At 44.0% G+C, this 21853-nt stretch carries 20 protein-coding genes and 1 pseudogene; 13 read left to right on the plus strand and 8 right to left on the minus strand.

Translation table 11 applies throughout. From position 1 onward, the window contains the following. Window positions 1–236: beta-galactosidase small subunit-related protein (locus Q1J64_RS00575; protein ID WP_301107316.1), on the minus strand; the 236-nt coding region annotated here is incomplete at its 3' end. 49 nt (window positions 237–285) lie between these two features. Here Q1J64_RS00575 and Q1J64_RS00580 point away from each other — a divergent pair. The 3 genes and pseudogenes from Q1J64_RS00580 to Q1J64_RS00590 all read left to right on the plus strand — a co-directional run. Next, window positions 286–1180: pseudogene (locus tag Q1J64_RS00580) on the plus strand (ABC transporter ATP-binding protein); the annotation flags it as partial. Between the two features lie 41 nt (window positions 1181–1221). Beyond that, on the plus strand, window positions 1222–2007 hold the full coding sequence (locus Q1J64_RS00585) for an SDR family NAD(P)-dependent oxidoreductase (protein ID WP_301107150.1): 786 nt from the start codon (window positions 1222–1224) through the stop codon (window positions 2005–2007). A 245-nt stretch (window positions 2008–2252) separates the two neighbouring features. After that, window positions 2253–3218, plus strand: a complete 966-nt coding sequence (locus Q1J64_RS00590; protein ID WP_301107151.1) for a DMT family transporter — start codon at window positions 2253–2255, stop codon at window positions 3216–3218. A gap of 363 nt (window positions 3219–3581) precedes the next feature. Here Q1J64_RS00590 and Q1J64_RS00595 read toward each other — a convergent pair whose 3' ends face one another. Genes Q1J64_RS00595 through Q1J64_RS00605 form a run of 3 tightly spaced genes read right to left on the minus strand, consistent with a single transcriptional unit; the run spans window position 3582 to window position 5282 of the window. Continuing rightward, window positions 3582–4037 (minus strand): acyl-CoA thioesterase, encoded by a 456-nt coding sequence (locus Q1J64_RS00595; protein ID WP_301107152.1) that lies wholly within the window; start codon window positions 4035–4037, stop codon window positions 3582–3584. Then, window positions 4037–4951 (minus strand): alpha/beta hydrolase, encoded by a 915-nt coding sequence (locus Q1J64_RS00600; protein WP_301107153.1) that lies wholly within the window; start codon window positions 4949–4951, stop codon window positions 4037–4039. The genes Q1J64_RS00595 and Q1J64_RS00600 overlap by 1 nt, the downstream gene beginning before the upstream one ends. A 25-nt stretch (window positions 4952–4976) precedes the next feature. Then, window positions 4977–5282 (minus strand): muconolactone Delta-isomerase family protein, encoded by a 306-nt coding sequence (locus tag Q1J64_RS00605; RefSeq protein WP_301107154.1) that lies wholly within the window; start codon window positions 5280–5282, stop codon window positions 4977–4979. Window positions 5283–5563: 281 nt separating this feature from the next. Between Q1J64_RS00605 and Q1J64_RS00610 the strand changes: the two genes are divergently transcribed. The 8 genes from Q1J64_RS00610 to Q1J64_RS00645 all read left to right on the plus strand — a co-directional run bounded on the left by Q1J64_RS00610 (window position 5564) and on the right by Q1J64_RS00645 (window position 14094). Next, window positions 5564–6559, plus strand: a complete 996-nt coding sequence (locus tag Q1J64_RS00610) for an NAD(P)H-dependent flavin oxidoreductase (RefSeq protein ID WP_301107155.1) — start codon at window positions 5564–5566, stop codon at window positions 6557–6559. Beyond that, window positions 6556–7986, plus strand: coding sequence for a carotenoid oxygenase family protein (locus tag Q1J64_RS00615; RefSeq protein ID WP_301107156.1), 1431 nt, complete (start codon window positions 6556–6558; stop codon window positions 7984–7986). The genes Q1J64_RS00610 and Q1J64_RS00615 overlap by 4 nt, the downstream gene beginning before the upstream one ends. Window positions 7987–8033: 47 nt before the next feature. Next, window positions 8034–9767: a class I adenylate-forming enzyme family protein gene (locus Q1J64_RS00620; RefSeq protein ID WP_301107157.1), complete on the plus strand. Its 1734-nt coding sequence runs from the start codon at window positions 8034–8036 to the stop codon at window positions 9765–9767. 24 nt (window positions 9768–9791) lie between these two features. Then, complete coding sequence (locus Q1J64_RS00625) at window positions 9792–10991, plus strand: acetyl-CoA C-acyltransferase (protein WP_301107158.1); 1200 nt, start codon at window positions 9792–9794, stop codon at window positions 10989–10991. Between the two features lie 128 nt (window positions 10992–11119). Continuing rightward, entirely contained in the window at window positions 11120–12478 is a 1359-nt protein-coding gene (locus Q1J64_RS00630; RefSeq protein WP_301107159.1) for a sigma-54 interaction domain-containing protein, read from the plus strand. Between the two features lie 120 nt (window positions 12479–12598). Then, the gene (locus Q1J64_RS00635; protein WP_301107160.1) at window positions 12599–13096 is read left to right on the plus strand and encodes a DnaB-like helicase C-terminal domain-containing protein; all 498 of its coding nucleotides are present in this window, start codon (window positions 12599–12601) and stop codon (window positions 13094–13096) included. Beyond that, window positions 13096–13560, plus strand: coding sequence for a hypothetical protein (locus Q1J64_RS00640; RefSeq protein ID WP_301107161.1), 465 nt, complete (start codon window positions 13096–13098; stop codon window positions 13558–13560). The genes Q1J64_RS00635 and Q1J64_RS00640 overlap by 1 nt, the downstream gene beginning before the upstream one ends. 132 nt (window positions 13561–13692) lie before the next feature. Further along, complete coding sequence (locus Q1J64_RS00645; protein WP_301107162.1) at window positions 13693–14094, plus strand: RpnC/YadD family protein; 402 nt, start codon at window positions 13693–13695, stop codon at window positions 14092–14094. Window positions 14095–14377: 283 nt separating this feature from the next. Here the strand turns inward: Q1J64_RS00645 and Q1J64_RS00650 are convergent, their stop codons facing one another. The 4 genes from Q1J64_RS00650 to Q1J64_RS00665 all read right to left on the minus strand — a co-directional run bounded on the left by Q1J64_RS00650 (window position 14378) and on the right by Q1J64_RS00665 (window position 18422). Next, window positions 14378–15682, minus strand: a complete 1305-nt coding sequence (locus Q1J64_RS00650) for an McrC family protein (protein ID WP_301107163.1) — start codon at window positions 15680–15682, stop codon at window positions 14378–14380. Between the two features lies 1 nt (window position 15683). Beyond that, window positions 15684–17549 carry a DUF8426 domain-containing protein gene (locus Q1J64_RS00655; protein WP_301107164.1) on the minus strand — a complete coding sequence of 622 codons (1866 nt, stop codon included), beginning with the start codon at window positions 17547–17549 and terminating at the stop codon, window positions 15684–15686. A 248-nt stretch (window positions 17550–17797) separates the two neighbouring features. Next, on the minus strand, window positions 17798–18103 hold the full coding sequence (locus tag Q1J64_RS00660) for a phospholipase D-like domain-containing protein (RefSeq protein WP_301107165.1): 306 nt from the start codon (window positions 18101–18103) through the stop codon (window positions 17798–17800). After that, window positions 18096–18422 carry a nucleoside triphosphate pyrophosphohydrolase gene (locus Q1J64_RS00665; protein WP_301107166.1) on the minus strand — a complete coding sequence of 109 codons (327 nt, stop codon included), beginning with the start codon at window positions 18420–18422 and terminating at the stop codon, window positions 18096–18098. Before Q1J64_RS00665 ends, Q1J64_RS00660 begins: the two co-directional genes overlap by 8 nt. Window positions 18423–18692: 270 nt before the next feature. Between Q1J64_RS00665 and Q1J64_RS00670 the strand changes: the two genes are divergently transcribed. Together Q1J64_RS00670 and Q1J64_RS00675 are read left to right on the plus strand one after the other, a co-directional pair. Beyond that, window positions 18693–20738, plus strand: coding sequence for a bifunctional diguanylate cyclase/phosphodiesterase (locus Q1J64_RS00670; protein WP_301107167.1), 2046 nt, complete (start codon window positions 18693–18695; stop codon window positions 20736–20738). Between the two features lie 150 nt (window positions 20739–20888). Next, the gene (locus tag Q1J64_RS00675; protein WP_301107168.1) at window positions 20889–21794 is read left to right on the plus strand and encodes a chemotaxis protein; all 906 of its coding nucleotides are present in this window, start codon (window positions 20889–20891) and stop codon (window positions 21792–21794) included. Window positions 21795–21853: the final 59 nt, after the last annotated feature.

A 21853-nucleotide genomic window follows, 5' to 3' on the forward strand; every position in this document is an offset into this window, starting at 1 on the left:
CTCTGAGCGTGCCTGTGTGCAAAATAACCTCTTTTCTTTAAATCAATCGTGTGCTTTGCCTGTTCCAGATCAGTTTCTTCATAATACAAGGCGCTGAAATCGAAATCTGCCTCTGTCTTTGTGACTATGAGGCCCGTGCCATTGTAATCTGTGGCGCTCATCCAGCGTGTTTCCGTTCGGCCATTCGCTTGCGGATGAACGTAATTCGATTCATGATTGTTTGAACAAACATGAATGTTTTAACTTTCACGTTTATTTTGCGCACAGGCACTGTTAATACTTAGAGAATTTTATATCGACGATGATCTGATGAATAAAGTGGCGCCAAAAGATCGTGATATTGCAATGGTTTTTCAAAATTACGCTCTGTATCCACATATGAATTTTTTTGAAAACATGGCATTTGGATTGAAATTGCGTAAGTTTCCTAAAGAAGAAGTAAAAGAACGCGTGAATAATGCAGCCAGTATTCTAGGATTGGAAAACCTTTTAGACCGGAAACCGAAGTTGCTTTCTGGGGGACAGCGGCAACGTGTGGCACTTGGCCGTGCGATTGTACGAAATCCAAAAGTGTTTTTAATGGATGAACCACTTTCCAACCTGGACGCAAAATTACGTGTGCAAATGAGAGCGGAAATTATGAAATTACATCGCAAACTGCAAGCAACGACGATTTATGTTACACACGATCAAACAGAAGCGATGACCATGGCGAGCCGACTCGTCGTCATGAAAGAGGGTGTTGTACAGCAAGTGGGCACACCGAAAGAAGTTTATGACTATCCGAACAATATGTTTGTCGGCAGCTTCATCGGTTCGCCGGGCATGAACTTTATTCATGGAAGGATTCAGGACGGCTATTTTACAGCTGGAGACTACCAGGTGCTTCTGACGGATAAACTAAAGGATGTAGCACAGAAAAAACGGTCTGGTGAATAAAGAAGTAGTGTTAGGTATCCGGCCGGAGGATATGATAAGGACAGCGGAAAAAGTTGAGACGGGCTTGACTTTATCGATGGGAGTAGCAGAGTCAATTGTCTATACTTCTGTTGGAGATCAGTCGTTAACTGCGAGAATTGCAGGAGATGAAACGTTAATGCCTAAATCTGAAATACATTTGCAATTCATTTTAAAAAAAGCGCATCTGTTCGATAAAGAAACAGAGGAGCGTTTTCACTAGAAAACAAAAAGCATCATTTACAACACAAGGAGGATGAAGAAATGGAGAATATTACAAGTGAACTGTTGAATGTAGAAGGAAAGGTAGCCGTAATTACCGGGGGTGCCTCAGGAATTGGTTTCGCGACGGCTCAGCTATTCACAAAAGTGGGAATGAAGGTAGCGATCCTTGATATCAATGAATCACTGGTGAAAGAAAAGGCGAAAGAGCTGGGCGATGGCGGAGCACATGTTATCGGCCTGAAATGTGACGTCTCCAATGAAGAAGATTGTAAAGTAGCGACCTCAGAAATCGTCAAAGCCTTTGACCGCATCGACGTATTATTCAATAATGCGGGTATCATAACACGTAAAACAGTCGTTGAGCATACTTTAGACGAGTGGGATCGAGTAGTCGATGTATCGCTTAAAGGAGTTTTCCTTCTATCTAAGTACGTCATACCGGTCATGGAGAAGTCGGGTGGCGGCAGCATCATCAATACAGGTTCAGGATGGGGACTTAAAGGTGGAGACAATTCGGCGAGCTATTGTGCGGCGAAAGCGGGAGTTGTCAACCTGACACGTGCGATGGCGATTGATCACGGACCGTCTAAGATACGGGTGAACAGTATCAATCCGGGAGATACAGATACGCCGCTATTGCGCGGTGAAGCAAAGCAATTAAATGTAGATGAAGAGGCATTTTTAGCATCATCAGGCGTAGACCGTCCGCTAGCACGTATTGGGACGCCGGATGATATCGCAAAATCTGTGCTTTTCTTGGCTAGCGATTTATCCGGCTGGGTTACAGGTAGTGCATTGGTTGTAGACGGCGGGGGCTTAGCTTAATTACCGAGGGCATGCCTCACCGGACTGCTAACCAGTCGACAGTAGGCAGTCAGAAAAACCAAAGTATTTTCGAAGAGAAGTATAATTCCATTTTATTGGATGCTTCGGAAATGCTTTTTTACTATTTAAATTGGAAAAAGAGTATCGTTTCGTGGGAATGGAGCGATAATCTTGTAGCGAACAGATTTGCATCTTTTGCCTGTATGATATGGAAATCGTTAGATATAGAATGGAGTTGAGTTACAGTGAAGAAAAAATTATTATTGGGGGCGTTTCTTGCGATTCTGGCAAGTGCTTCTTGGGGCTCAATGTATCCAATTGCAGAAGATGCGTTGCTGCATATGGATCCATTTTATTTTGCGTTGGTCAGATATATTCCAATTGCGCTCGTCTTCGCCGGGGCGTTACTGTTGATTGAGGGCAAAAGCGCTTTTCGGTCGGAAGGAAATTTCGGACGTATTTTATTCTTTGGCATTATGGGGTTTACTATTTATAATTTATTTATCTTTTGGGGGCAGAATCTGCTCGGAAGTGAAGGGGTTGTCTTAGCGTCGGTAATGGAGTCGTTGTCACCTGTCATGGCGATTCTGGTAGTATGGCTGATCTATCGACAAAAAATCAATCTCTTTACCGTGATGATTATAGTGGGGGCGTTCTTTGGAGTTCTTTTGGTCATAACGAAAGGGGACTTCAGCTCGCTATTGGCCGCTAACCGCTCGATACCTTTGATCATCCTATTAATATCGGCGGTCGGCTGGGCTTTCTATACGATCGGGGGCAGCCGGTTTCCAGATTGGTCCGCGCTGCGCTATTCCACCCTCAGTGTGATCTACGGCACGCTTGCATCAGCGATTGTGATTGTGGTGCTAAGTGTCGTGGATGTCATTCCGTTACCAGAGTTGAAATCCGTTTTCGAGATCAAGTATCATATTATCTACATGATTTTAGTCCCCGGCCTATTATCGATTATCGTATGGAATCAAGCGGTCGTCTTTTTGAAGCCGATCAATACCATTCTGTTTATCAATGTAGCGCCCATTACAACGATTATTATCCGGGTTTTCCAAGGCCATACGATCAACGTCTTTGAACTGATTGGAGTGGCGATCGTTTGTTTGATGATTGTCATTAATAACGTGTATCAGCGTATAGAAGCAAAGAAATTGAATGTGGCGGAAGAGCAGGATGTGCTTTCACCGACCTCAAAATAGATAGTCGGTGCCTGTGTGCCAAACAAACGTGAAAGTTTAAACATTCATGTTTGTTCGAACAATCATGAATGTTTCTTGCACAGGCACCCTTCCCTTTAAGTGAAGCAGTGAAAACGGTCAGATAAGTTCCGAACAACAAGCCCTCCAGCATTTGTTGGAGGGCTGATTCATTTATTTAGTTAGGTGATCTGACAATTATGCAGCATCATTAGAACAGGCATGTTGAACGTCACCGGCATAGAGCGGCCCATCAGCGAACTGGAGTGTCGATACCAAACCAACAGTTTCCGTGAATGATATTGCGGCTGTCTCCAAGATTATAATCAAGCCACCCTGCACTTATTCCGGTAAACGTATTACCTATTAAGAAATTTGCGGTGCTTTTTCGTTGTCATTGATTCGTTGTTTCACCCAGTCTGGAACGATAATCGACTTTTTCGTTTTACTATCTAAAATAATGAGGGTTGTCCAATTCGATGCAATGACTTCACCCGTAGATTTTCGCTGTATGACGCTTTCCAATGTAAAGGATTTGCTGCCGAAGCGGGATGTGCGCACTTTGATCACTAATTCTTCACGTGCATACGCTTCACTGTGGAATCGGCAATAAATGTCACCAACGACGAACATTAAATCTTCCTCGTAAAACCCTAATTCCTCTAGATAATCCGCGCGACCCTGTTCAAAATACAAACTATAGCTTGTATTATTGACGTGTGTATATAAATCCGTTTCGCAAACCCGTACCTTGGTATATGTTGCAAAGGTGAACTTCTCCAACCATTCTTCTAAATTCGGCTTGATATAGTCTGCACTCATTATTGTGCCTCCTTCGTTAAATGTTGGATCAACCAGTCTGCCGCTTCTTGCTGTGCCTGTTCGAAGGTCCCACCATCGTATAAATCAAAGTGTCCTTTTGGCAGCTTCACTAACTTTTTTGGTTCAGTTATTTTTTCATTAAACACATCAATGGCCGGGTCTGGCGGCGTTACTCCGTCTTCCATCGCCACAATCATTAGCAACGGTGTAGGGGAAATGAGGTCGGCGTTGGATGCGGGAAAATACTCCATATACTTTTCCATTGATTCAAGTGTCAGCCGGTTTTCCCAAGTGGGTGCAATTTTTTTTGCTTTGTTCATAAACCAATTGTACGCTTCGTGATGGGTTTGGGCACAGTTTTGCCCATCTTCGCTAACGACTTTAATATATTCGATTGGTGCACCTTCGTATCGTGCTTGCCGGTATTCAATCAGTTTTTTCGTGTAGGCGTCTAAATTGTCTTTACCCATCTTTTTCTCCATGCCAATACGACCGCGAATTGTCGGAACCTGTGAGACGATTGCCTTTACACGACGGTCGATTGCACCCACTTGCAATACATGGCCTCCGCTATAAGAGCTTCCCCAAATACCGATTTGATCAGAATCAATAAACTCCTGCGACGCCATCCATGAAATCGCATTACGATAGTCTTCAATTTGCATCAACGGATCCATGTGCTGACGATTTTCTCCTTCGCTCTCACCGAAATTCCGGTAGTCAAAGACGAGAACTGCTAAACCCGACTCTGCAAATCTTTTGGCATATCCCGGTAAAAATACTTCTTTTACCAAACTAAATCCATGTGCCATAACTACGGCTGGAAAGGATGTGTTTTCATCTCCATCTGGTCGATATAAAAGCCCCCTGCACGTAATGCCTTCACTTAGGAATGTAATTTTATCTACTTTCATTCAAGTCAACTCTCTTTCTGTAACATTAATTTTTCCAACGTTTTTTTACGTCTTCTCCAAAATCCAAATATGGACGAACGGGTGTCATTTCTTCTATTGTTATATAATCTGCCAATGGTAGCTGGGCTGTGAATACCCGATCTAACTCATCGTGTGAATCTGCATCATAAATTAAAATGACTTCTTTGCTGCCTGCCACTTTATAGGCACTGACAATTTTGTCTGCTTGGAGTGCTTTACTACCGACGGCAATTTCTTTCTCCCATAAAGCCCATAATTCCTCAGGCGATAATTCTTTTTGCTGCACGGAGACACGAATATAAAATAACATATACACTTCCACCTTTCTATTTTCATTTCCATCCTCCTCTACTACATATGCAAGTTTCATACCACATTCAATTTCCGTGTTGGCAAGGGGAGAGAGAAGGAGAACGAAAATTTCTGATTACCTTTCTAATCATTTTTTTGCCTTTTGATTACTTTCGGAATCAAAAAACCTTGCTTTCATTGATTCCTATGCATCTTTCAAATTGGCATGATACTTGCAATATAGATTAGCACACTAGTGAAGGTGCATTTAGGGAGAGTCTTTTATTTGGAGGGATTTGAATGGGGAAAAAAGAAGATGTTTTGAAGGCGCTATCAGACCAAATGGTTTTGCCGGTCATCGCAGCACCGATGTTTCTGGTATCTAATCCGGAGCTGGTCACGGCTTGTTGCAGGAATGGGGTCATTGGTTCTTTTCCTGCACCGAATGCAAGAACGATTGAACAATTAGAAGAGTGGATGATTCAAATTACCACTTCATTAGAAGAACATGCAGGGTCGGGTCAAAAAACAGCTCCTTGGGCACTCAATATGGTTACCCATCGTACGTATAGCCGATTGCCAGAAGAAGTGGAATTAATTTTACGCTATCAGCCGCAAATTGTGATTACGGCGTTAGGAAGTCCATCTACAGTCATTGAAGCTGTGCATAGTTATGGCGGGCTTGTATTTGCCGATGTGAATTCGGTGAAGTTCGCCAAAAAGTCCGCTCAGACAGGGGTTGATGGTCTGATCCTCGTGAGTTCCGGCGCTGGAGGACATACAGGGAATATGAACAGTTTTGCATTCGTGGAAGCAGTTCGACAATTCTTTGATGGCCTTATTATATTGGCGGGAGGAATTTCTACAGGAAACGGAATTCTTGCGGCCCAATCACTTGGCGCAGATTTAGCTTATATGGGAACCTCCTTCATTTCCACGTCAGAAAGTATGGCGCAAGTGGAATATAAAGAAATGGTTGTGGAAGCGGAATTCGATGATATCGTCATGACGGATGCATTTACAGGCGTTCATGCAAATATGCTTCGTCCCAGTATTGAAAAAGCGGGACTTGACCCGGAAAAGTTAAAACCGAAAGCAACTATTAATTTTAGTGATCCTCAAGCCGGTACAAAAGCATGGAAAAATATTTGGTCAGCAGGACACGGCATTGAATCGGTAACAAACATTCAACCGGCTGCCGACATTATTGCGCAGTTGGAAGAACAGTATCAAGAAGCGCAAAAGCGTTTAAGCCAAAAAAACTATTGGAACATGCTAAAGGAGGAAATCAAATGACTAAAATACAGACTGAAATAAATCCTTATTTACAAGATAATTTATATTCACCTACAAAAGAAGAGCTCTTCGTTGAGGAACTGCCGGTCATTGAAGGAGAAATCCCTTTTGATTTCAGCGGTGTGTATGTTCGTAACGGTCCGAATCCAAAGTATGAACCAACGGGCCGCCACCATTGGTTTGATGGAGACGGTATGCTGCATGCGGTCTATTTTAAAGATGGGAAGGTCAGTTACAGAAACCGCTATGTACACACAAAAGGCTATGAGTACGAAGACAAAACAAAGCAATCTGAATGGGTGGGTCTTCGGGATAATATAGCAAAAAATCCTGAATTTGAACCATTGAAAAACACATCCAATACAGATGTTGTCTACCACAATAATAATCTTTTGAGCCTTTGGTATAAGTCAGGGGAACCTTATCGGATTGATGCAAAAACATTGGAAACGGTCGGTGTGGAAAATTTTAATAACCAATTAAAAGTACATGTTTCCGCACATTCGAAAGTAGACGAAAATACAGGCGAATTCATATTCTTCGATTATGGAAATTCCTATCCTTATATGATGTACGGGGTGGTCTCAGCAGACGGAAAAGACGTGCACAGTGTACCAATCGATTTACCTGGCCCGCGTAACCCACACGATATGTGGATAACTGAAAAGTATTCGGTTCTGATGGATTTACCTCTATTTGCGAATACGGAAGCATTGAAAAAGGGACGCTATAAAGTGGAATTTCATCAGAATATTCCCAGCCGTTTCGGTGTTATTCCACGTCATGGGAATTCCAATGAAATTCGCTGGTTTGAGGCAGATCCTTGCTATATTTACCATTCTATTAACGCATGGGAAGATGGCGATGAAATTGTGCTGGTCGGCTGTCGTGTTGATCAGCCTGAGCCGCCCAAACGTTCAACCGAGAGTGACATTGAAAGAATGATGCAGTTCTTACAATTGAATGCAAAGCTCCACTACTGGCGTTTGAATCTAAAGACAGGTGCTGTTAAAGAAGGTGAATTGGATGATATGAATACTGAATTCCCTGTCATCAACTTGCACTATATGGGACGCAAAGGCCGTTATTCTTACAACGTGCATATCGATTCTTCCCATACCTTGAAATTCACGGGATTAGTGAAGTACGACACATGGACCGGCCAATCCCAAAAGTTTCTATTTGATGAGCATTTTTTTGGTTCAGAAGCTGCGTTTGCACCTAAGAAACAGGCACAGTCTGAGGATGAAGGTTATGTGGTTTGTTATACACATAATGAGGTTACGGATAAATCCGAGCTAGTAATTTTAGATGCTCAGCAGTTCGATTTAGGTCCCGTTGCCAGAATTGCACTGCCGCACCGTGTACCTATGGGTTTCCATGCAACTTGGATTTCAGGGGAAAACTTCTTCGGTTCAGAAGTTTAATCCATACAATGAATAGATCAAGCTTTTAAAAACGAGGGGGCGAAAATATGATATTGGCAGATCAAACAAAGATCGATGAGTATACAGCAAAAGGATTTTGGGGAACGGAAACATTATATGAATTATTTCTGAGGAACGTCAAAAATAAACCGAAAGCCCTTGCAGCCGCTGATCCACTAAATAGGGAAGCGATTTGCTCAGGAGTTCCGCTGCAGTACACGTATGAAGAACTCTTAGAGCAAGTTGAAACCCTATCGATTTACTTTCTGAAGAATGGTATTCGCAAAGACGACGTTATCGGCATTCAGTTGCCAAACACGGTTGAAATGCTTCTAACATATTTAGCAATCCTTCGAATCGGTGCTATTGCGACACCGTTTCCTGTTCAGTATAGAAAGCATGAATACAGGAGCCTTTTAAATTTTACAGAAGCAAAAGCCGTAATCACCATGACGAATATTTTAAAGCATCATACTGCACAAGACTTTGTGGATGTAAAACCAGAAGTTTCTTCCTTGGAACATATTTTTGCTTGGGGAGACCATGTGCCTGAAGGTGTGATTTCATTAAATACTATCAACATGTCCGAAAAAGATCGTCAAAAAGCGGAAGAAATCTGCACTGCTACAGAAAATACTGCGAATGATGTGTTTACAATTTGCTGGACATCCGGAACTGAAGGAACACCTAAAGGCGTACCGCGTACGCATAATGAGTGGATCATCTCTTCGTATGCGTCTGTAGATGCCGCTGCATTTACAGAAGACGAGGTTCTGCTGAATACATTCCCGATGGTCAATATGGCCGGAATTGCGGGCATGTTCGTCCCTTGGTTACTTACAAACTGCACATTGATCATGCACCATCCTTTCGATCTACAGACGTTCTTGCGCCAAATTGCTTCAGACCGCGCTACCTATACTTTAGCGCCTCCAGCTTTGCTGAATGGAATGTTGAATAATGAAGAGATCCTAAAAATTGCAGACTTTTCATCGCTGCGGGCAATCGGATCAGGTTCTACTCCGCTATCCCCCTGGATGGTAAAAGGATGGAAAGAAAAATTTGATATCTCCATCATTAATTATTTCGGTTCAAATGAAGGGGCTACATTCATTAGTGACCCGCGTGATATTCCGGATCCGGAACAGCGTGCCAATTACTTTCCGCGTCTAGGAGTAAAAGGGCTGGAATGGACTACCAGAATTGCTCATTACTTTGAAAGTAAGCTGGTAGATGTGGAAACTGGATCCGTAATAACAGAAAGTGATATACCTGGTGAAATGCGTATTAAAGGGGCCAGTGTATTTCCAGGCTATTGGGGACAAGAGGACATCCGTAATGAAGTTTTTGATGAAGAAGGATACTTCTGCACGGGTGATCTATTTGAAATCATTGAAAAAGAAGGAGAGCAGAAGTTTTACCGCTTCGTCGGCAGAACAAAGGAAATCATCATCCGGGGCGGTGTCAATATTAGCCCGGCAGAAGTAGAATATTTACTTCAAACACATCCCAAGGTGGCGGAAGTTTCGATTGTCGGTCTCCCTGATAAACGTATGGGTGAAAAAGCCTGTGCTTGTATCGTTTTAAAAGATCACGATAGTTTGCTGACAATAGAAGAAATAATTCAGTACTTCAAAGACCATGATTATGCGATATATAAAATACCTGAATACGTCTTCTTCCTCGACGAACTGCCTCGTAATCCTGTCGGCAAAATAATGAAGTATCATTTGAAACAGCAGGTGATAAATTCACCAGAACACATAAAATTAGAGGTGTGACCGGAAAAGGAGTGAGAGGGCAGCATGGGTGCCTACATTTATGAAGCAATTCGCACGCCCAGGGGAGCAGGTAAAGCATCTGGCTCTTTAGCATCTGTCCAGCCAATTCAGCTGATTTCCACTTTGTTGCATGCGCTGGAGGAGCGACATTCATTCGATAAAACGTTGATTGAGGACTTTGTTCTTGGATGTGTGACACAGGTAAAAGATCAAGGGGCGGATTTGGCTAAAATCGCTGCAATCTATGCAGGACTGCCGGAATCAGTGAGTGGTGTTACAATTAACCGCTTTTGTGCATCAGGTTTAGATGCTGTCGGTATGGCAGCTGCAAAAGTGCAGGCGGGATTTGAAAATGTTGTGTTGGCAGGAGGTGTGGAGTCCGTTTCCCGCGTACCCATGCTTTCTGATAAAGGTGCATGGTATGCAGATCCAGAGGTAAGTAAAAAAACGGGTTTCGTACAAATGGGTGTTTCAGCTGACGTTATCGCAGCGTTAGAAGGTTTTTCAAGAAGGGAATTGGACGAATATGCAGTAGAATCTCAAAAGCGTTCAGCATATGCAAGAGATAAAGGATATTTTGTATCGTCGATCATTCCTATTTATGATGAGAATCGTAATCTCTTACTAGACCAAGATGAATTAATTCGAGAAAATAGTACAGTAGAAAGTTTAGCTGCACTTACACCTTCCTTCATCAAATATGGGATAGGTGAAGCGGAGGATAAAATTTACGAGGCATTTCCTTCACTTGGTAAAATCGAGCATCTGCATCATCCCGGAAATTCCCCCTCCTTAGCGGATGGCGCTTCGTTAGTAGTCGTCGGCAATAAACAATCTGGAGAGGCGTTGAACATGAAGCCACGTGCAAAAATTATAGGCGTCGCCAATACTTCGGCTAGTCCATATTTGCTGACAGGCGGCCAGGCAGCCTGCAAGAAAGTGCTTGACCAGACGAATTTGAGTTTTGATGATATAGATGTAATTGAGTATAATGAAGCATTTGCAGCGACGGTCTTAAAATTTATCCATGATGAAAGAATCGATCCTTCAAAGGTAAATGTCAATGGCGGCGCTATATCAATGGGCCATGCGCTTGGCGGTACAGGGGGCATGCTGATTGCAACCATTTTAGACGAATTGGAAAGAACTGAAAAAAAGCGGGGGCTGGTCGCCATTAGCGGTGGCGGTGGTGTCGGGACGGCCCTGATTCTCGAACGTGTATAAAATAGCGAAAGGCAGAATGTCTCTTTGGAGAATTCTGCCTTTTTATTTTAATTATTTTACTTTTGAGATAATATAGAATTAACGCTTTGATTCGAAAGCTACTCAATTGGCTAATATGGGGTGATATGGTGGCAGACATCTATAAACAAGCATTTCAGAATAGTTTTGATGGTATATGTGTGTTTAATCCACAAGGCAAGGGTCTTGAAATTAATAAAGCCGCACAGCGCATCACTGGATTTTCGGCTGAAGAGTTTATTGGAGAAACAGCCAAGCAAGCGCTCCAAAAAGGATATATATCAAAATCTATCACGGAAATCATAATCAAAACGAGAAAGCCTGTCACCGAAGTGATTAGCATACGCGGTATCGAAGTTTTAGCAACGGGAAATCCTGTAATTGATGAAAACGGACATCTGAAATATATTATCTTAAATGTACGGGATATTTCTGAGTTGAACAACTTGAAACTGGATGTACTGCTTTCAATTGCGCTGCGTCGAAAAAATGAAAATCTTACAAGTCCGATTTCCTCTAATCCAGCGACTTTTATTCATTCGGACGATGTCATTTCGGTCAGCCCGAAAATAAAAAAAGTTTTTCAATTGGCAGCCCGAATTGCAAAAGTGGATTCTTCCATTCTTATTTTAGGGGATTCAGGTGTTGGAAAGGAAGTTGTAGTCAAATTCATTCACGAAAACAGCTCCAGAGCAACCCGTCCATTCATTAAAATTAATTGTTCGGCGATTCCCCGTGATTTATTGGAATCGGAGTTGTTCGGCTATGAAAAAGGTGCTTTTACAGGCGCCAATCAGCAAGGGAAAGCCGGACTTTTTGAGGTGGCAAACGGCGGCACCCTGTTTTTGGATGAAATCGGTGATATGCCGATGGATTTACAAGTTAAGCTATTGCGGGTTCTGCAAGAATTTGAAATTCGGCGGATTGGTGGAACAAAAGATATCAAAATTGATGTACGCATTGTATCCGCCACAAATAAAAATTTAGAAGAACTCATTTTAAAAGAAGCATTTCGGGAAGATTTATACTATCGTCTTAATATTATCCCGATTCATATCCCGCCTTTGCGTGAGCGTCCGGAAGATATCAAGCAGCTGGCTCATTTATTTCTAAACCGAACAAATCGAAAATATGGGCTTGAACGGTATTTTCAGCCGGGGTTGGTGGAATTGCTCCATCAATATGAGTGGCCCGGAAATATTCGAGAAATGGAAAATATGATTGAGCGGCTCGTCGTCACAGCAGATCAAGACGAAATCAGCTGGAGCAGCCTGCCGTTCATTGTCGATTATCCCGATCTAAGCGAACATTATTCGTTGAAAGCGACTTTGGAGGAAATTGAGAAAAAGATTATTATGGAAAAACTTCAAACGTACCGAACTACGCGCAAATTGGCTCAGGTGCTGGGCATCAGCCAATCAGCAGTTGTGAAGAAAATAAAAAAGTATGGGATTTTGTATGAGGATTGATTTTTTTAGTAATCAGTTCCTGTGTGCCAAACAAACGTGAAAGTTCAAATGGATAGTCGGTGCCTGTGTGCCAAACAAACATGAAAGTTTAAACATTCATGTTTATTCAAACAAACATGAATGTTTCATGCACAGGCACCTTCTCAAAAGGTCAGCCAGATTAAAGCGACAGCCAGAAAAATCATGAAGGAAAATCCGAATAAACAGCCTATCATCTTTATCGACTACTTGCAGATTATCCGGCCTGACGGGAATCCAGGCAACCAAACGCAGAGTATCGGCCAAATCAGTGCAGATCTAAAAAACATGGCCAAGGAGTTCAATTGCCCGGTCGTCGTACTGTCGCAACTATCGAGGGCAGTCGAACAACGCCACGACAAGCGGCCACTCATGAGTGATCTGCGTGACTCGGGAAATATCGAGCAGGATGCAGACGTGGTGGCCTTCCTCTATCGAGATGATTATTACCATAAAAGATCCACACCGAGAGATGAGCTGGAAATTGAAATCACCAAGCACCGCAACGGTCCGACCGGCAGAGTCACCGTGACGTACATCAAAGAAACCGTCGAACTTTGTGATAGCAAACCAACCAGAAGTAAAGGGAGCGAAGCGTAATGAATATCACAGTCGGAGAGTTTTTTGAATTTGCGGTGGAAATGAATATGAGTCTGGTTTCCCACAACATCTACTGGGCGCTCACAAACGGGAAAATCGGGGTACATGACAGCGTGGAAAAATTGAAGAAAGTGAACTCCAATGAAACAGAAGTCCTCCACCTCCATAAAGCCAATCTACTCGGCATCGGCAGGATCAAGCTGTATGCCATCAAAACGAAAACAAAAGACTGGTTCGCCTTCTACTTTGCTGAACACTCACTAGACGTATTCCGTCTCCACGGAGAGAAATTCGGCGAACGCGATGTCCACATCCAAAACGCAGACCGCCTCGTATCGAAAGTCATGGCTTCCGCTGAAAACGGAAAAGAAGAATTCATGTTTGAACGCAAGAAACGCATAGCGGAATTTCCGGCGTATATCGGTCATGCGAAAGCGGGGGAGGCGGTGATGTATCAGGTGTAGGAAAAAGGAGTAATGCGCATAATCTATAAGTGTCTAAGAAAGGCCAGTACACATCAGGTTTAAGATGTACTGGCTACGTTACTTTTTGATAACCAAAAAATACTGCAGTCTTTTTATCGTTCTGTTGCTTCTTTGAACGAGTTAGAAGACCGTCAGACAGGAATAGAATATTTTGAAATGATGATTCGGTGTATATTAAGCACAGCAAAAATTTTAACCGAGAGAGATGTGAAAGAACTATTAAAAGAAGTAGAAACGAACTTTCAAGAAGGGAGCGGAATCGCGATGACGTTAGCTGATATGTGGCGAGAAGAAGGTATGGAAAAAGGTTTAGAGAAAGGTCTAGAAAAAGGAATGCGAACAAGTTTAATCGAAATGATTGACCAAGGATTAATTGCGAAATTCAAGAAAGTTCCACGCGATATAAGCGCTGGAATTCAAGAACTAGATATACCTGTCCTGAAAGCAATCATGCTGAAAATTATGAGCGATGAGGGTTTCAAGAGTGTGGAAGAGGTACGGGAATACCTATAAAAAGATAAATTGTTCGAACCTGGTTGCTGAGTGCAACAGATAATTTAATAACGCAAAAGAAAGCCAGTACACCATTTGATTCGAAGTGTACTGGCTATTTACATAGTTTGAAGAAAGTACATGTGCAAAATGACATCATCGTATGCAGCTTCATTACTGTTAGTGAAAAGAATGCCAGGATCATGATTGTTCTCTGAAAATATTGCCGATAATAAACTACAAGTACTGCCTTTATTCATTACATAGCCATAAAGTCTATTTGGCATCCAAAAGTCGGGTACTGTTAGTTGATGGAGCATTCATTCACTATCTCCATCAAATCAGCAAGCGAACGCTCCACCTCACCCAGATGAAACAGTAAAATCACCACCCGCTGATCCCCCGAACGATAACAAAAAGAATTTGCTGCATGATCCTCAAAAGCCGCACTCCACGGATAAATCATGACGATGCATTCGGCATTATATTTTTGATGGTAGGCGTACATCTGATACATATCCGCCTGAGAAATGCCGAAATTAATGTCTGGTTTGTTCTTCAGAATTTTCCACTTCGTATCCATAACCATACACTGATCTTCCTTCTGCAATACAATATCCGGCTGCAGCTGAAAACGTCGTGGATCATCAAACAGATAAAATCTGCGGTCCTGGGTCCGCAACTTAACAGGCAAATGCCTCAGCTTAAGTTTCAATAGCTGGCTTATATAATTCTCAAACACCTTCTCCATCGGGAACAGGAGCGCAAACGACAGCGTACTTCCTGAAAATACGGTAAAGCTCTTATTATCCAGAAAGACCCTGCACCATCGCAGTGCCTGTCCGTACATCTGGGTGCTCCGGTTATGGTCGATCGAGCGGAACGCCTGCTTGTAGTCCGTTATATCCGCCACCTGAAAATGCTCCAGCAGCTCATTGATCGACTTCCTGTTCTGCGGGTTGGACGACTTGGACCTCGCATTGAGCAAAGCTGCCCTGATCAGCCGGTTTTCCACGCCGTTCACACTCAGCTGATCATACGTAATATAGAACCGTTCTTTATGTGCCAAGTTGTAACGGATATGCTGGGAAATCTGCAGTTTCCCCTTAAAGAACGGCTGATTCCCCTCGACTTCTTCATATGTGCTCTTCAAGCCGCGCTTCACGAGCCATTGCACCTCATCGATGAACATCTTGATGAATATCTCCAACAACGTATCATCCGATAAATCCATATTCGCTTTATTCGCCTTTTTATTCGGAATGTCAGGAAGGCTGCTCAGCATATCGAGCGCAATCCGTTTGACTTCTTCTTCCGAATGCTCTTTTTCAGGCGAATGAATTTTCGGTAGGATCTCGATTTCCGTTCCATCTTTCATCTTCAGCAGCCCGATATAATTCCTCACACGAATGACTTTCCCGATTCCCCTCATGTTCGAAAGCGTCATAAACAGGGAAGTGTCGTCCAGCTCATCCAGCCCGCTGTTTTCAAGTACGAACGTTTCGAGCTGGCCAAACGTAGAAGGATCGAGCGCATGAAATCCCGAGCGGTCAACGGTTTTGCCGCAAGTGAAGGTATCAAACTCTTTTACCGTATAACGATTCTGCATATTATTCATAAATCCCTTTGTATGCTGCAGGCTTAAGAAGTGCTGCTTCCTGTAAGCGGTATATCTTCCTTTCTCCGATATCGATGGAAGAGCCACCGAAGAGTTTGGCCGGATCGACTGTAATCTCCTGAACAAATTGATGTGCAGGGTCTTTATCATGGTCTCCCAGCACGAGCTGGATCATCTGCCAGTCATCGTAAAAGTACTCTTGCAGCAACGGGATGATGGAATGTCTGAATATGTCCGCCAGCTTCTGCATGTCGGGATTCTCCCTCAACGGCATGAAGAACGCATGGCCGATTACATGATCGCGGTCAAAGAGCACTTCAATCCGCTCATTCATCTTGGCAAGCATCGCATCGATCCGGATGGATTCCAAATCGATCGATTGCAGCAACGCTGGTTCAGGCAGCAGTTCGATAAACCGAAACCGGCGTCTCAGTGCGGTATCGAGCTGGGCAATCGAGCGGTCCGCCGTGTTCATCGTGGCCAGAATGGTGACATTGTCAGGCACCCCGAATTCACTTTGGGAGTAGGGGAGCCGTAACTTCATCGCTTCCGGCCGGCCCAGCCGTTTAGACGGCTCGATCAGCGTAATCAGCTCGCCGAAGATCTTCGATATATTTCCGCGATTGATTTCATCTATAATGAATACGAACTGTTCCTGGTTCTTCTGGACCGCATCCGCAGAATTTTTATCGTGCTTCTCCAGAATGCTCATCACATCCTCCAGCGTAATCCGGTGAAGGCGGTACACGGACGCCAGCGTCATCACCGTATTGCCATTCATCCCATAAATGTCCTGGTCAATATCTTTGAGCAGCCAATTGACCTTCCGGCTCCTTCTGTAATCACTTTCTTCCGTCAGCCATTCATAGTCGCCAGTAATGATTCCGACGGCGTCTATCGTGCGCTCGTTCTTCAACGTCAGCACGATATCACCGATCTGCATTTCATTGATGAAATGGGCAATCACCTTCTTACCGCCGGCGCTGCTGTAGTCGGTCGTATCGTCAGGCTCCTCACCGTATAAATCCCACCCGATCCGTATGCTGTTATTGTTGAAGCAGTCCTGTTTCAGATGATGCAATTTGGAGCCTTTCAGGGAAACTTTCCAAATGGACGGGTTCTCGCGAATTCCAAGATGGTTTTGCTCCTGTATGACCGGCGCTTTCGCCCGCTCACAAAATTGCTTGAAGACACCTGCCTTGATCTCATACTCCAATGTCCGCGAACTGTCCTCAATCTCGGATTCCATGATGGGCTTGATCCCTTCAATGAATTCCTCGTAGCCGTAGGATTGATGGAAGGTAGTAAACGCAATGCGCCCATTTTCCCGGTATTCTTCGAATCGTTCACGCACAGTATCATAGCCGCCCTGATCGATTTCCGACTGTACGTCCGAAACATCCTTCTCTTCGACCTTCGCCACTGCCCAGGCCGTCGTACTATAGGTTTTCCCGGTCCCCGGCGGTCCGAACAGGATGATGTTGTCACCGTTGGCGGCAGAATGGACAGCTGGCGGTTTTGTGACAGCAGATGTGCCGCTGTTTTTCCCAGCGCGTTCTTTTAGGAATTTCAGATAGAATTCTGAGCCATAATAAAGTGCCTTGTTTCCCATAAGCTTATTGATAGCTTCGTAATTTGGAGCGTTCTCCATCAAGTCTTTTATGTCCTTGAACTGACCCGGGTTGGATATCGTGTAGAGATCAGGTAGAACCTGCCCGCCGGTATCAAGTTTAGGGGGAGTGTGTGTAAGACTGTTGATATACGAAGAAATCGTACTTTTTTGAAATGGTACATTATTGTTATTGATTTGTTTTCGCATCCATGTTCTGAATTCATCTTTTAGATTTTGGTTTGTCAATGAAAGCTCCCCTTAGTTTTATGTTTTTGTTTGTATTGTCTATTGAGATTTTAACATGATAGGTAGTTTAGTAGGGGAGTTATTATAGTGGAACGTATGTATGCAATATGCTGAATTGAAAAGTGCTAAAGGATGCGTAAGGAGTGTTCAGGACGTTGAGGAGTTTAAGACGTATCCTGTGATGCTGGAGCATGCCGGGGAATTGAGTGAGCTGGAGAAGGGAGTGCTTGCTGAACACAGAGAATGGCTTATTGAAGTGAACCGTACGGGCTTTCTCGCATTTGCAGCCGCAATAGTTCTTCTTCGTCGTAGCGGTTGTTGCGCCACTTTAGCTGGCTGTAGTCAAGTGCCCCCGGCTGCGTGATAGACAGATAGTCGCCTGTCAGGATCTTGATTTCAGCACCGCGCAGGGCAGCTTCCCGCAAAACAGGCAGCACTTCCTTGACGCCCGATTTCATGAGAAAATCTGTCATCCAGTAAATCGTGTCGGCTTCTGCAGTCAGTTTCTTCAAGTCCTCAAGCAAGTTTCGCGTCAGCAGGCGCAGTTTAGTCATCCAGTACTTCTTCTAAATAGATTCTTTCATTAAAAGCTCCGCGTTTCTTGGCTTTCTCTTGACGGACTGTTTCGAGTTCCTCTATCGTGACGCCGTTGAACTGGGCAGCTGCATAGATCAGCTCCAATAGGTCGGATAGTTCTTCCACATGTTCTTCGGCTGTATTGGCTTCTTCATATTCCTTCAGTTCCTCGTACATCTTCTTGTTTACTTCCGCTATGTAGGCTGATTCGTCCAATATGCGCGTCACGCACGTCTTGCCGTCGCGTTCGATAATGTCCGGAATCAAATCGCGGACGAGCTTGTTGTAGACTGGCATGCAGATCCTCTCCTGTTCCCATATTATTTTACCGTATTCTGCCATAGGGCCAATATGATTACAGTTTAACATGTTATGGATAATAAACCGTAAATAGTCGAACACTCCTTTTTTGAACGGCGAAATCCCTCGAATTTCATTGACTAGAATAGAAGAATAGGAAATAATGTATACTATACTTACTTTCTAATTATTAAACGAGAATAAGCATTTTGAATTACTACATACCATATATTTCCCCTTGGTCACGGGTTTGAGGAGGTGGGCAGATTGTTTACACCACCAGACTACCAGAAATACACAGAAGTAGCGGGGACCTATTCACTCATCATCATCCTGCTCTCGTTTCTCATCATCTGTTTTTCTTCTTATACGACGATTGCTCTTTATAACCGCATGCAGCAGCCGAGTTTCTTCCGGCGTGAAGTATGGCTCGTGCTGGCTTCATTTTCGATGGGCTTCGGAATTTGGGCTACGCATTTCGTCTCCATGAACTCGATGGTGATTCCAATAGAAATGCATTTCGACTATACGATTAGTTTCGTTTCCATGCTGCCTGCGATTATCGCGGCGTTCCTGGCGTTCCAGCTGGTGCAGGGTCCGATGAAGTCTTGCTGGCGCCATACGATTGCGGCTATCCTTATTGCAGAAGGCATGACGGCCATGCATATTATCGGCATGGAAGCGATGAAGATGGACGCAATCTACCGCTATGACTGGAAGCTGTTGATCACGGGTAATATCATCGGGGGGCTATTTGCGTATTTCACATTGCGTCTCATCAGTAATCCGGATCGCACGAAGGTGAATCGGTTGTTGGCGACAGTCTGCCTGACGATCGGTCCTGCAGTCATGCATTATCTTGGACTGTTCAGCATGACGTACTATACAGAAATTGGACAGCCTCTCGCGGATCCGTCGATTTCCCATATGCATGTGCTGAATTCCATTATTGGTGTCGGGGTCGGTCTGTTGCTGGTGGGGATGCTGCTGACGACGTATATTGACGGTTATGTCGACCATTGGCTGAAGTATTACGACGTACTGACGAAGCTGCCAAACCGGCGAAACTGGGAGCGGCAGCTTACGGATGATGTGGCGATCGGTGATTTGGCGATTTGGAATTTTCCGGATTTGCAGCGGGTTAATCAGCTGTACGGCTATGAAACGGGGGATAAAATTCTTCAGCAAATTGGAGAGTTATTATCGAGTTGGAAACCGAAATTTGCACAGCTCTACCGGGTCAGCGGAAATCGCTACTTATTCAGTGTGACACAGGGAAACCGATCTGCAGACTTCTATAAAAGTCTAGTCGTCATTCAGCGTGAGATCGATCAATTGCTGCCAATCAAGAGGCAGGAGATGCGCTATACTTGCGCCCTTTCAAAAGCCGATCAGCGTAAAACGAAAAAACAACTGTATAAGGAAGCTTTGATGGTCGTCGAGCAAGCATCCACGACGCGTGATTGGGGATTGATCACATTCGATCCGGCCATTTACGGCACCTCCTATGAACAGGAAGTGCTGCGCGACATTTCGCAGGCGATGAAAGAAAAGCATTTGTATCTTGTCTATCAGCCGAAAGTTGAAGGACGAACGGAAGCATTCATTGGCGTAGAAGCACTCCTTAGGTGGAACCATCCGGAAATTGGTCCGATCTCTCCCGCTATGTTCGTGCCTTTTCTCGAGCATGAGGGTCGGATGGGCGAGGTGACGGACTGGATTATCCGTGAAGTGTGCAGACAGATTCATAAATGGGATCAGCAAGGTGTCCATATTCCGCAAGTTGCCATCAATATACCAGGTGAATATATGACCGAACCGCATCTGCTGGACGTTTTATGGAATGAGACCAATTCCTACAGTATCGATCCAAGCCGGATTGAGCTGGAGATCACGGAAACCAGTACTGCGAAATCAATTACGCTCGCAACGGTTGCGGTGAAACGATTCAAACGCTACGGATTTGCAGTCGCGCTCGATGATTTCGGAACGGGTGTTTCTTCACTGTCCTATTTGCAGCAGTTGCCGATTACGACACTGAAGATCGACAAGTCGTTTACCGACGTCGTGCCGGCATCGCCGAAAGAGTGCGCGGTGTTGAACGCGATTCTAGCCATCGGGCGGTCGATGGAGCTTCAGCTGATTATCGAAGGCGTGGAGACGAAAGAGCAGGTAGATTTCTTGCTGGATCTGCAGCCGGACTTACTATTCCAAGGTTTCTACTATGCGAGACCGATGACCAGTGAACAGCTGCTAGAGTGGATTGCAGCCACCTATAAATCTAACCGATTGGCGTCAGTCAACAAGTCTTGAGCCAAATAAAGCAGCCGCCAGATTTCTTTGTATTGTCATAGATTGATGGGCTGTCATTATGGTATAGTAGTCCTATGGCACCAAATGATTTTTGCTACTGTTAATGTTTGATAGATAGATAGACGATATCGTCTGAGAGGGTGGAAGAAGTTGGCGAACGATTCAGGTATTTTATTGGAAAGCGGAACGAATGAGCTGGAGATTGTCGGGTTTGAAATGGGAGGCAATCGTTACGGTATCAACGTCATCAAAGTGAAAGAAATTATTATGCCTTTACCGATTACGCCGATTCCCCATGCGCATTTTGCGGTGGAAGGAATCATTCAACTGCGCGGCGAAGTGCTGCCGGTTGTTAGTATGGAAAAAATCTTGGGGATGGCGCCTTCAGCTAATCCGCAAGATGAAAAATATATTGTGGCTTCATTTAATAAACAGACGGTCGTGTTCAAAGTGCACAACGTCACACAGATTCACCGGATTTCTTGGAATCAAATCGAGAAACCTTCAGGAATTTACGCGGCAGAGAATTCTCAAGTCATTGGCGTTATCAAATTGGACGGCGATATGCTGCTGTTGCTTGATTTTGAGAAGATTATTGTCGATATCAATCCGGAAGGCGGTATTAACGTCGACCAAGTGAAGAAACTTGGTAAGCGGGAGCGTTCGGATAAGCGTCTATTAATCGCGGAAGATTCCCCGTTATTGCGTAAATTGTTGAATGATACGTTGACGGAAGCGGGCTATGGCAATCTGGATTTCTACGAGAACGGGAAAGATGCGTATGATTATCTGGAAAGTATCGCGAATGAAGGTCTCGATGTGAAGCAAGAAGTACAGCTTGTCATTACGGATATCGAAATGCCGCAAATGGACGGCCATCACTTCACGAAGAGAATCCGTGAGAATCCTAAGCTTGCGGGACTACCGATCATTATTTTCTCCTCTCTCATCACGGACGACCTGAAACATAAAGGTCTCAGCGTCGGGGCGGACGATCAGGTAAGTAAGCCGGAAATTGCGGAGCTTGTGCTGAAGATTGATAAGTTTATATTGTAAGAGTAAAGACTTCCTCTGGAGGTCTTTTTTTTACGTAAAAAGATCTGTTTTTATTGGGT

Source organism: Sporosarcina sp. (assembly GCF_029257255.1).
Taxonomy (GTDB): domain Bacteria; phylum Bacillota; class Bacilli; order Bacillales_A; family Planococcaceae; genus Sporosarcina.